The sequence below is a fragment of the Vibrio sp. PSi01 genome (genome assembly GCF_054960695.1).
The window spans coordinates 218,097-231,694 of record NZ_JBHNYN010000001.1 but is presented as its reverse complement, the minus strand read 5'-3'; the positions used below and the strand labels follow the sequence as shown (position 1 = coordinate 231,694).

Sequence of the window (13,598 nt, the reverse complement as noted above, 5' to 3'; positions counted from 1 at the left end):
ATCCATAAGACTTTAAAAAGGTTTTAGCTCACAGATTGATTTGTCACGGCAAATTATTATCAAATGTTGTACCATGAAATCATACAAACTAATGGATGATCATTATGGATGCTGAGTTATTAGAGATTCAGAACTTTCTGGCACAATACCCACCTTTCACAGAACTCCCTGAGGAGGCCTTGATGAAAGTGACCAGTAGCGTAGAAATTTCTTATTACCGCCAAGATACACCTATCATTCACTTTGGTGACCAAATTCATGATCTCTATATCGTTCGAAGCGGTGAAGTAGAAGTTTATCGTCGTAAAGGCGAACTCTATAACCGCCTTGATGAAGGGCACTTGTTCGGCCAAATGGGCTTGCTGACCAACAACAAGGTTCGTTTTCCAGTGAAAGCGACCGAAGATACCCTACTCTATTGCATTCCTGAGCCAATCTTCCAAGAACTCTATGACAACTATGACTCTTTTGCCGACTTCGTTGAAGTCGAAGACAACGCCCGCCTTCGTCAAGCTAATTCAGACAGCAACGACGCTAATGATTTAACGACCTCTAAGGTGAAAACACTGCTCACCAGTGAAGCACCGATGATCGAAAAAACGCGCACGATTCAGCAAGCTGCCACCATGATGGCCGAAGACAACGTCTCTTCACTGCTCATTATTGACCCAGATATTGTTGAAGACGATGAAGACGACTCAACGCCTGTTATCGGCATTATCACGGACCGAGACTTGTGTACACGCGTTCTCGCAGAAGGCCTCGACCCATCCGATGAAGTATCAAGCGTAATGACAGCCGAGGTTATCTCGCTAGACCATAACGCCTATGTATACGAAGCAATGATGACTATGCTTCGCTACAACGTGCATCACCTACCAGTACTAAAAGACAAGAAGCCAATCGGTATAATCGAAGCAACTGATATCGTGCGTTACGAATCTCAAAACTCCCTATTATTGGTAAGCAGTATCTTCCAACAGCAGAGTATTGAAGATCTCAAAGTGCTCTCAGAACAAGTAAAAGACAGCTTTGTTCGTCTAGTCAACGAAGACGCCAACGCACATATGGTTGGTACCGCTATGTCAGTAATTGGCCGTAGCTTTAAACAACGTATTATCGAGTTAGGTGAAGAGAAACTGGGTAAAGCGCCCATTCCTTATTGTTTCCTTGCACTCGGCTCTATGGGCCGTGACGAACAGCTGCTAGTCACAGACCAAGATAATGCCATCATTCTTGACGATACGTACGACGAGAAAAAGCATGGTAAATACTTTGAAGAGCTTTCCACTTTTATCTGTGACGGTTTAGATCAATGTGGTTACGTTTACTGTACTGGCGACATCATGGCGACAAATCCTACTTGGCGCATGACACGTCGCCAATGGGAAGAGTGCTTTGCCGATTGGATTGATGATCCGAACCCGAAAGCACTACTAAATGCTTCCATCTTCTTTGATTTAGATGGCGTGTATGGCCGCTTAAAATGGGCTGAGCAATTGAACAGCTTCATCGTAAGACGTGCACGTAAGAATAATCGCTTCTTAGCGTGTCTTGCTCGTAACGCGCTCAACCGCACACCGCCTCTGGGTTTCTTCAAAGATTTCGTAATGGAGAAAGATGGCCGTCACAACAACTCGATCAACCTTAAACGTCGTGGCACCGCGCCACTCGCAGACTTAATTCGTGTTCACTCTTTAGCGGTGGCTTCTCGTTCAAAGAACTCATTTGAACGTTTGGATGACATTATCGACGCCGGTATTTTGCCAAAAGGTAGAGCACAAGACTTGAAAGACGCCATGGAGTTTATCTCTCTAGTTCGTATTCGTCATCAAGCACACGATGTTGACAATAACATCGAGCCTGATAACAACATTGAACCCGAAAACCTTTCAGATTTTGAACGTCGTAACTTGAAGGACGCATTCCAAATTCTTAGCAACGCGCAAAACTTCCTTAAGTTCCGTTATCAAGCTAGCAATAAGTTTAAGTAGGGACTATGAGTAAATTATTTAGAACTCCTGCGGTGGACTGGCCTTTTAAGTTTGCGCAAAAGCTAGAGCGTTCAAAAGATGAGCGTTTGCAGAAATTTTATAGTGAGCCACTTCCGGCTTCAGATACACCACTTTCTGAAGTGACCTTTTTAGCAGTGGACTTTGAAACCACAGGCTTAAACCCTGTTAAAGATGGCATCATTACCATTGGGTTAGTCCCGTTTACGCTCAATCGTATTTATCTACGACAGGCAAGACACTGGACACTTAGGCCTAAACAAAAACTAGAAGAAGAATCAGTCGTCATCCATGGCATTACTCACAATGACATTATTGATGCTCCAGATTTAAATGAAGTGCTTGAAGATATTTTGGGGGCAATGGCAGGCCACATTCCAGTTGTTCATTACCGTCGAATTGAGCGTGATTTCTTGGACAACGCGTTAAAAGTAAGGCTAGGCGAAGGCATTGAGTTTCCAGTATTAGATACACTAGAAATAGAATCTCAAATTCAGCATAAATTGGCCGGTGGCTTGTGGAATAAACTCAAAGGCAAGAAGCCGGCATCAGTAAGACTTGGGCAAAGTCGTCGTCGATACCACTTACCGGACTACACGCCACACCACGCACTAGTGGATGCCATTGCAACCGCAGAGCTACTCCAAGCGCAGATTGCTCATCACTACAGCGATGACATGCCTTTAAAGGATTTCTGGCTGTAGTGGCTGCTACATGGCGAATCGGTGGCAGAAGAGCAATATAGAGTTAGATATATGAAAAAAGAGGTGCATCATGCTCCTCTTTCTCTATTCATTGTTATTTGTCTGTCGAAAGCAAAGACTGATAATAATGACGTTTCTGTTTATACATATCCTCATCGGCGACAGCGAACAGATTATCGAGATCGGTAGATTCGCTGCACGAAGACCCGATAGAAAATCGAACCGGAATAGAGATACCAGCTTTAGCTTCAATAACTTGTCCTTCTTGGTCCGCATACAGACACTGCACCAATGAACCTGCACTTTGAAGATCTTGACCGTGACCGCTTAAAGTGAGGATCCCAAACTCGTCTCCTCCTAAACGGTACAAATTACTCATACTATCCAGTCGCTTACGAATAACTTCCACACTACACTGTATCAACTGATCTCCGACCTCATGCCCGTAGACGTCATTCGTATTTTTCAATCCGTTGATATCAATAATAAATAAAGACAGTGTATCTCGGTTGTTGACGACACACCGCTTACTAAACTCAAAATCTTCGTTAAACGCTTTTCGGTTATAGCAGCCTGTCTGCATGTTAACTCGAGTGATGTTTTCTAGCTCTATCCAACCGGCTAACTGTTTTTGGTACAAATCGAAAATTAATACGTCTTCTTCGCTCAGACGATCAAACTCTTTAGAAACAAAGTAGCCAATAGTGGCGCCTTTAGAATCCACCAATACTTTAGAATCCAAGAGCACTTTAGAACCCAACAGCGCTTTAGAATCCAATAGCGCTTTGCTGCTCTCGGGCTTATCACTAAAACTGAACTGCATACAACAGTTAGGCAATATCGATACAAGTTGTACATTAACCAGCTCTGGAATTAGGCGATATTCAACACTTTTTCTCATCGAAGCAAACTGAACAATCTTGAGAATTCGATGCTTATGTGATTCTTCACGGGCTAATGAATACGCTAGGCTGCTGGTTTTCTCTTCTACCGTTTTCTCTAACTGTATATTGAAATTTTCTAGCTTGTTATTACTCTCGGCGATCTGATAGTTAGCAGAAATTAACTGCTCATTTCGTACCGTTAATTCACTGAGTTGATGCTGTATTCGAGCCCACATTTTTCCTAATAAACTGCTGAGAGTGAAGAATTCCGTAAAACGATGCTCTTCTAGTTTATGATTAGGCAACTTATTACTCGAATATGACCCAACCGACTCTGTTAGCAAGTTCAACTGTTGTGAGAACAAACGACTTAAAAGCAGAGCACACACAATAGCAATGGCTAATGTTGCGAATAGAATTTTGACAAACACCGCCTCTGATTGCTGCATTTCTAACAATCGAGCACTGTCAGAAACATTATGTTTTATCGAGAGCCTTAAAGGTGCTGAAAACAAGTCGTTGCCTATTGAAACGAGCTTCGTTTCAGACGCAGTGTTCTCTGCATTAGTGCGTTCGACGCTAGTGCGTTCTAAACCAGAGTGAGGAACGTGATTAAACTCGACCGACTCATTCTCATATAGGAAGGGGGTGACTTTGGACTCCAACCGGTCGTAACCCATCAGTACAACCAAATAACCTTGCGGTGTATAACTAGAACCTTCAATAAGCCGATAAGGCAAAATGGGAGCAACAAACGCAATGCCTGCACTGGCATCATCCACTAACTCAGGTTCAGTAAATTCAGTGTGAAACAGCTTTCCTTGCTTATAGGTTAAAAGCGGCTGCTTCAAATCTTCGAGTAACTGACTTTTCTCAAAGTGATACAAACTGCCCTTGCTGTCATAAATAGGTTTCCAGTAACGATCCAGTATGTACGTGGCTGACACGCTATCAGCCAACGAATTAAAACTATCCATCTTGTCCCAGACTACGCTCGAGAAAAAGATATTCCCTCCCGCCTTAATCAAAGAGCGATCCTGCGAATACCATTGTGTAAGGCTTGCGATGAGATTAACTTTGTCAAATACCGTTTGCTCAATACCGATAGTCGAATTGGCCAACTTGATTTCTTTTTGCTCTAGAGAGCTTTGGCTTTGTTGATTCAATATAAGCTGTCCAGCGACATAAACAGGAAGCAATGAACAAGCAAGTAGTACTAACCCCATGGTGTACTTTAGAGAAAGTTTCAATTGCCGGACCTCATCGTCGCCGAGTAATAGAGCACGAATTCATCATAGAACTTATGCAACTCTCCCTTTGGCATACCTGACTTGAATCGCTCATATGCCCTTGCAGACGCTTCCCATACAATCGCCATTCGGTAATCACTCGACATCATTTGCGACGACTGAAACTCATCGTACATATTGGAAAAGGTGTGATTCCCCTCTTTTACTCGACGTTGATTCACTTCGTAAAATGGAGAGATCATTGCATTTGAGTGAGCTAAGTAGGTGAAGCGATTCGATTGTAAGTATTCAACCACCTCCTTCAATGCCTCTCTTTTCTCTGGGTTTTCCATACCTTTTTTGGTGATAGCGAACACTTTCGCGCCACTAAAAGAGGACATAGATCTTCCTTGATACGTCGGCAATGAATTCACGTGTAAAGCCTCACCAAAAGCCGAATCAAGTTCACTAAACGCCCAATCTCCATCAATTAGAAACTCAACTTCACCATTAATGAATTGCTGCCTAGCGCATACTTCATCACAAGATCGTTCAATAGTATTTGTCTTTTCAAGCATCTCGATAAACTCAAAAACCGAGACCAAACCTTTGCCATTGACATTCTGCGCTGAAAGCAAATTTTTTGAAAATAGCTGATAAAATGCCAAATAGAAGTACATATTTGGATTAGGGAAAAGAAGGCTTACCTGCTTCGTATCTGCAGAACGTTGGATTAACGACTCCCAAGTAATGACTTGAGATTGTGGTTTATTTGAATACAACACTATCTGATTACCAATACCAACAGGCAGCGCTTTAAGCTCACCGTCGATAAGCACTGCATCAAGCGCTTTCTTCTCATAGCGTGAGGTATTAACCCAATTTTCAGGGAGGGTAGCAAGATCGATATATTCACTTAACCCTAGGAAATCGGAAGGCACCCAAATAGCATCTGGGAAGATATTATCCCTAGGATCTGCAACAAGAAGCTCTGAACGAATACTGTTGACGTTGAATGGGCGAATTTCAACGTAATGCTCGGTCATCGACTCAATATGTTCTTTGACATAGTCGGCGGTTTCATAGTTGATACCCGCCCATATTTCGAGTGTAGAGGCACAAGTAAACATCGGAAAAAACGCCGGCAAGATACTCAGTAGTCTCACACATCACTCCAATAGGTAAAAAAACATCAGGGTCAAACTTAATTATTCGAACACAAACCAACCTCATCATTACGCGATCACTTGCTAGTTGTTATTTTTTGGCGATACGTTATATAGCAAAAAACCATGAAGAAATAGGACAACGTGACAACATATCATACCCTTAAGTATTGCCTAGGCAAAAAAAAATACCGCAAAAGCGGCATTCATCTCATTTGGTGCTATTGAATTAGTTGACCAATGTTGGCCCAACTAATCGCATTTCCCAATCTTCAACCTCACCCGTTTCCAAACGTCGTTCAACAAGCTTTCCCCAGGATTCAACTAACGGCAAATCAGCTAATTGGCTTAACTCTCTTTTGTCGAGACAACCAGTGAAGACCGCTCCCATGATTCGAGCTAGAGACCAGTCAGGATAAGGTCTTTCGCACAAAATAATCTCGTCACCAGCTCCAATATTCCCGTGTTCCAATACTCGAAAGTACCAACCAGTACGAAGAGTATCTTGCAGTCTTCTTGCCATATCATTTTGCTCGAATCTTACGTTCAACTTCCAACAAGGCATACGTCCCTGTGAGACTTCCAACATTGTTGAACCAATGCGAATCTTATCTTTCAAACAAATTGACGCTTCAGTTATACCACTTGAGCTGAGGTTCTCGCCAAATGCGCCTGCAGCTTGGAAAATCGATTTGTCGCCTAGCTCGCGTTGCCAAGCTGGGTAGTGTTCACTTGGATAAATATGAAGGGCTTTTTGAATACCACCATGGAAACGAGGATCGCCTTGCTCGTCATTTGTAAAGCCAAGCTCTGTGGCATGTTGACGACTAGGCACAACTTGTTTGTTAATGGCACTTTTTGATCCGTGTGCAAAGTCCACAGTCTTGCCTGTTAATACACTATTCACTACGCCTAACTTTTTCATATCCCTTCCCTTTTAACCGTAACTTGTCTGCTGAACTTTATCGCTTGATCTATCGTTTGATTAACGTTGCCGCTTGCTTAAACATGCCGTTTTCTTTGGATATTCCAACTTGATATCGCATACATTTTCTTTCGCGGCTTCATTCACGTTTCCCAACATGATAGCCTAGTGAACCTGTGTCAGGGTAGGGATGTAAGGACAGTTAACAATGCTAACCCGCCAAATTGATTCTCAATCCGATGTCATGAGTTCAAATGAAATGATGGCTACCAGTTTCCATTCACCTGCATTGGTGAAGACCATCGACATGCCCAAAGGGTATATTGACAAAATGCATCAGCACACATGGCATCAAGTTATCTTTCCCATCAAAGGGCTGTTGCAAACCAAAACCGATCACTACCAACACCTTGTGCCACACACCTCAGCCTTGTTTGTTCCTGCCAGTATCCCACATGAATCTATCGCACTTAGTCATACGACGTTTGTCGGCATTTATATCAATCCTGATTTTGGCACGACCTATGATCCTCAAGTGCGAACCATTACGCTCACGCCGTTCTTAAATGAACTGTTACAAGAGCTCCGAAGGCAGTGTGAAGGACACAAAAGTGATGAGGAAGTATCACGTTTGCTCGCGGTTTTACATGACCAAATCATGAAAGGTAATGTACAGACCTTTCAACTATTATTACCCGAAGACAGACGCTTAAAACTAATATTTGAAGCGCTTACAGATATTCCAGCATTAGATTGGTCGCTCAGTGAATGGGGGAAGAAAGTAGGCGCATCAGAGCGCACGTTATCGCGGTTATTCTCAAAAGAATTCAATACGTCGTTTCAATTATGGCGACAGCAAATACGACTGATTTACTCGCTGTCTTTATTGGATGAAGAACTCTCAATTCAAAATATTGCCGACAAAGTGGGTTATCAGAACGACTCTTCATACATCAAAGCTTTCAAGGCCTATTTTGATGTTACCCCACAGCAGTTTCGTGTTAATGGTCAACGGAGAGTGTAAGTGCTAATGGTGAGATACGAGCAGTGATGGGGCTTAATAAAACAAGTGAAGTGTTACTTTCTACTTTGTAATAACTTGTCGTACAAGAGCCTAGTTAGAAGCTAAGAAGGCAGGCTTACCGCTTCAAAGAAATAAAAAAAGAGGAGCATCAAGCTCCTCTTTCGAATTGTGAATATTGAAGTTCGCTTACTAAGCGTATTTTTCTTCAAACTCTTTCATAAAGCTCACCAATGCTTGAACACCTTCTAGTGTCATTGCGTTGTATAACGAAGCTCTCATACCGCCAACAGCGCGGTGACCTTTAAGTGATTTAAGGCCTGCAGCGTCAGCTAGCTCAAGGAACTTGCTATCCAGTTCTGGTTTCGCCAATTGAAATGGCACATTCATTCTTGAGCGGTTTGCTGTGTGAACATCGTTTCTGTAGAAAGCAGAATCATCAATCGCGTTGTAAAGTAGCGCCGCTTTTTCTTGATTGACGCGCTCCATTGCTTCAACACCACCTTCAGCTTTCAGCCATTTAAATACAAGGCCCGATAAGTACCAAGCATACGTTGGTGGCGTGTTGAACATTGAGTCTTTTTCAGCAAGCACTTTGTAGTTAAGAATACTCGGTAGCACATCGTTTGCAAGATCGAGTAGATCATCACGAACGATAGCAATGCAGATACCCGCAGGACCAATATTCTTTTGAGCGCCCGCGTAGATAACGCCGTACTGAGAAACATCGATTTGACGAGACAATATATTTGATGACATGTCGGCAACGATTGGTTTATCAGTTTGCGGTAGCTCGCTGATCTCAATGCCATCTATAGTTTCATTTGGGCAGAAGTGCACGTAAGCTGCTTTCGGATCGATTTTCCAATCTTTAGCTGGTACAACCGCCGCTTTACCATCAATTGATGTTTTCGCGTTGAATACATCGATTTCACAGTACTTACTTGCTTCTGTCACTGCGCTTTCTGCCCAGTAACCCGCATCAATATAAGTCGCAGTCTTTGCGTCACCCAGAAGGTTTAGAGGCACAGCAGCGAATTGAGCACGAGCGCCCCCCTGACAAAAAAGAACTTTGTAGTTGTCTGGGATATTCAAAAGATCACGTAGGTCTTGCTCAGATTCGTCGGCAACTTTAATAAACTCTTTGCTTCGATGGCTGATTTCCATAACGGAAGTACCCAAACCATTCCAATCAATGAAATCAGCTTGTGCTTGTTTCATTACTGGTTTAGGCAGTGCCGCTGGACCAGCACTAAAGTTAAAGACGTTATCTAATGTAAGTTCCATGGGGGTAATTGCTCCTGCTAAATAATAACTAAGCAAGTAATACCATGTTTTCCCCAACATAAAAACCACAAAAGAGGTCTTAAGACCTCTTTTGTTTCGTACCGTACAAAATGTTTAACTTAACTCGTTAAAACACCCTACCAGTATTCAGGCCTGTTCTTTTTATTGAACAAAAACCGGCATAAGTAGCGCAATTAATGGAATTTCTTGTCCATTTTCAAACACTAGATTTCCGTTTGCTATGTCAGCGCTGATTTCATAACCACTTTCTGTTTGCTTGATCATCTCCATTACGATCAATTCATCTATACCTTCACGGATGAATGGGTACTCCTCGACAAGTCCATTTGAGAAACTCGAGTGAATATTACCCGTTAATGCAGGAACAATCATAGAAGGATTACTACTGATGTTTTCAGTTCCTTCGGGTACGCTCAGCAACCATTTAGAGTCAAATTCACCCTGACCTAGCTGTAGAGACATATTATTCATTGAAAGGTCAAACCCTTTAGCAAACAGGATATCGATGAATGGAATGATCTCTGCAACATCATCTTGAGTCAGAACCGGATTTGATTGGTAGATTTCAAAGATCTTCTCAAACGATTCACTGTCCAGTTTCGCCATTTCGAAATCGACGTTTAAGTTATTCACTTGACCTTCGTTGGTCTCGATATTGGCGATATCCAACTTGAGATTACTGCGCAGACGTTTAGTCGCTTCATCAAGGTGAGATTCAAAATCGTACTTTGAATTTTCGATAGTCATGAATGGCTGCATAGCCGAATCCGAAACTAGGAAGCTATCGATAGTAAAATTCTGTGAGCCTAACCAATAGCCTTTTGCTTGCTGGCCAGAACCAACACCCGTCAGGTTCGACAGTGTCACTTCTTCACCGGTTTCAAAATCAATTTGCACAGAAGGAACCGTAAGCTTGTAATCGACTTGCCCTAATACAGTGGCATGGCCAGACAGGTTCGATTTCGTGATAGAGACTGAGGTACCATTATCATCAGAACCTTGATAATTAAACTGACTCAACTCGAAATTAAAATCAGTGTTGCCGTTTAACTCGGTGCTGGTAGTAAGAGTCAGAGGAAGAATATCTGCATTTTCAAATGTCGACAGCGCACCTAGGCTGACTAGACCATGGCTAACCGCGCTGTTGATAACAAACTCACTCGGAATCCCATCAAGCGCGAGTTGCTCTTTGAGATTTTCATCCGTCACCGTTAAACGTGTTTTAACATTAGAAGATAAATAACCTCTATCGTATTCCACGATCTCAGCTTGAATGCTTGAATTGTTAAGCTTTGCAACGCCATCAGTAATCGCGTTTTGTCCAATTTGCCCAACCGCTAGTGGCCAACAAAGTGCCAATGAGATTGCTCCGCCGATTGCGCCAATTTTTCTTAACTGTTCCATGAGTTCTCTTTCTACACGTGTCTGTTTTTTTTAGTCTAACCCATCAGTAGCAAACAAGAAACATTGAGTTAAATCAGTCTATTGCTCGATACTTCGATTGCCTCAATAAATTAACGGTTAGCTCTCATCCTTATTCGTCGGTTCTTGCTAGGCTAGAAGCGTCGCTACTATTAAGGTTGAGCTGTGAATCAATACGCTGTTATCTGTTTGGACAATAATCCGGTTAGCATTGAAAGAATACATTTGGAGCTGGCTCCGTTGGCTTCTGTATTCGATATTTATACTGCCGAGAACATAGAAGACGCACATCACGCATTAGAAGATATCCATGATCACAACCAAACCGTTGCCTTGGTGATCACTCATCATCATTCTGAATTTAATGGCGTGCAATTTCTTATTGAACTTGAACAGCTGCCCCATAGTAATACCGCAAGAACGATATTAGTCAGCGCCTCGTCAGACATTCAATCCATTCTAACCGCTGTGAATGAAGGTCGACTCAATCACTGTCTAACCAAACCAGTTCAAGATCAGGTTCTATTCAAATCAGCGCAAAAAGAGCTGACTTCTTTTGTTATCCAATACGACTCAGAAAACCTGCTCTCTTACAGTGATGCATTGGATCAACAGCGCTTACTCAGAGCGCACATTGAACAAAAGATTCACTCTTTTCAATCGGGGTTCATTCACGACTACCACCAGCTTTCTGATAATGCTCTAGCTGAGCGCGTAGTTAGTGCCCTGCAAGATGTCTTCTCTAAAGACGATAAAACCAAAGCAATTCGTGATTATTCACCAGAGCATTTACTGACGGTTGAGGGCGAAGACAATCGCTTTCTGTGGTTGCTCATTGAGGGTGAAGCTGCACTCTACAAGAAAGATGAATTAGGGCAACAGCGAGAAGTAGTACGTCACTCCAAAGGGAACATTGTCGGTGGGATGTCCTTCGTGACTGGTGAGCCTTCGTTTTCTACCGCGATAACTCTGACTCAAACACGAGTGATTAAGCTTGATAAAGACAGTTTCGCTCAGGTTATGCACTCAAACAGCACTCTGTTACCGCTGTTTACTAATTTATTGCTTCGTCACTTTAACCGACGCTTGCAAAGAAGCATCACCAATAAGATTAAGCTCCAACAAACGCTCGAATCTTTGGAATCCGCACATCAACAGCTAATAGAAAAAGAGAAGATGGCGATGTTGGGTCAACTCGTCGCGGGCGTCGCTCATGAGTTAAACAACCCTATCGCAGCAATATTGAGAAGTATTGAAACCTTATCTGAACATCTCGATCAGATACTCGAAAACTCGTCTCTCCCAGAGTCAAACAAAGGGACCGAAGTATTAGCGCATTCGAAGTTGGCCAAGCCACTATCGACGGCTCAAGAAAGACAGCTAGTAAAACATTTGACCTCAACGATCGATGATCGGGCGCTAGCCAAAAAAGCAGTCAGGCTTAACCTATGCCAAGATTCTACGGTTCTAGAGACCTTGAAAGACTCCCCTGTCGCAGGTAAAGAGCTGCTCAATGATTTAGAGCATTATCACTATGTTGGAAACTCGATTCGCTCAATTCAAGTGTGCAGCAAACGCATTGCCGACATGGTCAAAAGCCTAAAAAGCTACGCCCGAGAAGATGAAGAGGTTCGCCACTACGCGGACATTCACGAAGGGCTAGAAGATACGCTAGTTATTTTTGAAAACAGGCTTAAATTTCACGAGCTAGAAAAACACTACGATACCGACCTCCCCCCTTTATTGTGTCAGTCACTCGCACTGCAACAGGTGTGGACGAACCTTATCTCCAACGCGCTCGACGCACTTTCAGAAAGAGGAAAAGTCTCGATCACAACGTCTCAGCAAAAAAAAGGGGATGACTCTTTTTTGGTTGTGCAAATATCCGACACTGGCCACGGTATCGACAAAGAACATATCAATACGATTTTCGACCCAAATTTTACGACCAAAAAAGAAGGCAACTTTGGTTTAGGAATTGGATTATCCATCTCTCAACAAATTGTTTCGACTCATCAAGGATTTATTTTGGTGGAGTCTGAGGTAGGAAGCCATACTAACATGCAGGTTTGGCTTCCATTCAAACAAGAAGGAGCACCTCATGAATAAGTACCTAATTTTATGTGTCGATGATGAACCGGAAGTTCTCAACAGTGTGCTTCAAGACTTGGCGGTATTTGAAGAAAACTTTATCGTTGAAGGTGCAGAATCGGTCGATGAAGCCAAACAAGTAATCAAAGAGATGGGCCAGGATGGCATTAAGCTCGCTTTAATTTTATGTGACCACATCATGCCGGACAAAACAGGGATCGATTTCCTTATTGAACTCAACCAACACGACTTCACTAAACCGACACGTAAACTGCTACTCACAGGACAAGCAGGGTTAGAAGATACCGTGACGGCAATTAATAACGCTGCACTCGATTTCTATATATCTAAACCTTGGCAGGGTGATCAACTCCGAGACACGATTACTCAACAGTTGACTGACTATGTCATTGCTAACGACAAGCAATTGCTAAACTGGACTTCCATTTTGGATACCGAGCGCATACTGACCGCCATGGCAGACAAACGAACAAGTTTTGGCGAATAGCTCCCAGCCCCATACGGGTGGTAATGACGATTAGAAGCAAGTGGTCAGACTAAACTTTTCTGATAGCTATTAAAGCAAGGGATAGCCGTTCAAGCTGAGCGAACAAAGATTAAATTAGGTCAAATAGAGATTTAATCTCGGCGAGTCGCATTTTAGCTTGCACAGCATAGCACTGAGATTTTATTTATTAACGCTTACATTTTGATGAATTGTATCTAAAACATGAGATCTCAGTTGCAGAGTAACCCTTGATTTGGTCATTTTTTAGTTAATTGACAAATGAATGGCATTTTTATGGATTACTTTTCCGTGAGTTAGATTAAACTGT

10 protein-coding genes are annotated in these 13,598 nt (G+C 42.6%); 5 read left to right on the top strand and 5 right to left on the bottom strand.

The window, feature by feature from the left end; all coding sequences use genetic code 11:
- Window positions 1–104: 104 nt before the first annotated feature.
- Window positions 105–1,994: a DUF294 nucleotidyltransferase-like domain-containing protein gene (locus tag ACFI6G_RS01040; protein WP_010441436.1), complete on the top strand. Its 1,890-nt coding sequence runs from the start codon at window positions 105–107 to the stop codon at window positions 1,992–1,994.
- Window positions 1,995–1,999: 5 nt separating this feature from the next.
- Window positions 2,000–2,716: a 3'-5' exonuclease gene (locus ACFI6G_RS01035; RefSeq protein WP_016784570.1), complete on the top strand. Its 717-nt coding sequence runs from the start codon at window positions 2,000–2,002 to the stop codon at window positions 2,714–2,716.
- 94 nt (window positions 2,717–2,810) lie between these two features.
- On the opposite strand, the gene ACFI6G_RS01030 is transcribed toward ACFI6G_RS01035, so the two are convergent.
- The 3 genes from ACFI6G_RS01030 to ACFI6G_RS01020 all read right to left on the bottom strand — a co-directional run bounded on the left by ACFI6G_RS01030 (window position 2,811) and on the right by ACFI6G_RS01020 (window position 6,920).
- Complete coding sequence (locus ACFI6G_RS01030; protein ID WP_010441438.1) at window positions 2,811–4,826, bottom strand: GGDEF domain-containing protein; 2,016 nt, start codon at window positions 4,824–4,826, stop codon at window positions 2,811–2,813.
- A gap of 20 nt (window positions 4,827–4,846) precedes the next feature.
- Window positions 4,847–5,995 carry a sugar ABC transporter substrate-binding protein gene (locus ACFI6G_RS01025; RefSeq protein WP_016767240.1) on the bottom strand — a complete coding sequence of 383 codons (1,149 nt, stop codon included), beginning with the start codon at window positions 5,993–5,995 and terminating at the stop codon, window positions 4,847–4,849.
- 229 nt (window positions 5,996–6,224) lie between these two features.
- On the bottom strand, window positions 6,225–6,920 hold the full coding sequence (locus ACFI6G_RS01020) for an MOSC domain-containing protein (RefSeq protein ID WP_016784572.1): 696 nt from the start codon (window positions 6,918–6,920) through the stop codon (window positions 6,225–6,227).
- Between the two features lie 208 nt (window positions 6,921–7,128).
- Here ACFI6G_RS01020 and ACFI6G_RS01015 point away from each other — a divergent pair, with 208 nt between their 5' ends.
- Window positions 7,129–7,944 carry an AraC family transcriptional regulator gene (locus tag ACFI6G_RS01015; RefSeq protein WP_016767239.1) on the top strand — a complete coding sequence of 272 codons (816 nt, stop codon included), beginning with the start codon at window positions 7,129–7,131 and terminating at the stop codon, window positions 7,942–7,944.
- 189 nt (window positions 7,945–8,133) lie between these two features.
- On the opposite strand, the gene serC is transcribed toward ACFI6G_RS01015, so the two are convergent.
- Window positions 8,134–9,228 carry a 3-phosphoserine/phosphohydroxythreonine transaminase gene (serC, locus tag ACFI6G_RS01010; protein WP_010441446.1) on the bottom strand — a complete coding sequence of 365 codons (1,095 nt, stop codon included), beginning with the start codon at window positions 9,226–9,228 and terminating at the stop codon, window positions 8,134–8,136.
- A 162-nt stretch (window positions 9,229–9,390) separates the two neighbouring features.
- Entirely contained in the window at window positions 9,391–10,653 is a 1,263-nt protein-coding gene (locus ACFI6G_RS01005) for a DUF945 family protein (protein WP_010441447.1), read from the bottom strand.
- Window positions 10,654–10,836: 183 nt separating this feature from the next.
- Here ACFI6G_RS01005 and ACFI6G_RS01000 point away from each other — a divergent pair, with 183 nt between their 5' ends.
- Together ACFI6G_RS01000 and ACFI6G_RS00995 are read left to right on the top strand one after the other, a co-directional pair.
- Entirely contained in the window at window positions 10,837–12,780 is a 1,944-nt protein-coding gene (locus tag ACFI6G_RS01000) for an ATP-binding protein (RefSeq protein WP_032545401.1), read from the top strand.
- On the top strand, window positions 12,773–13,270 hold the full coding sequence (locus tag ACFI6G_RS00995) for a response regulator (RefSeq protein ID WP_010441451.1): 498 nt from the start codon (window positions 12,773–12,775) through the stop codon (window positions 13,268–13,270). The genes ACFI6G_RS01000 and ACFI6G_RS00995 overlap by 8 nt, the downstream gene beginning before the upstream one ends.
- The last annotated feature ends 328 nt before the right edge of the window (window positions 13,271–13,598 follow it).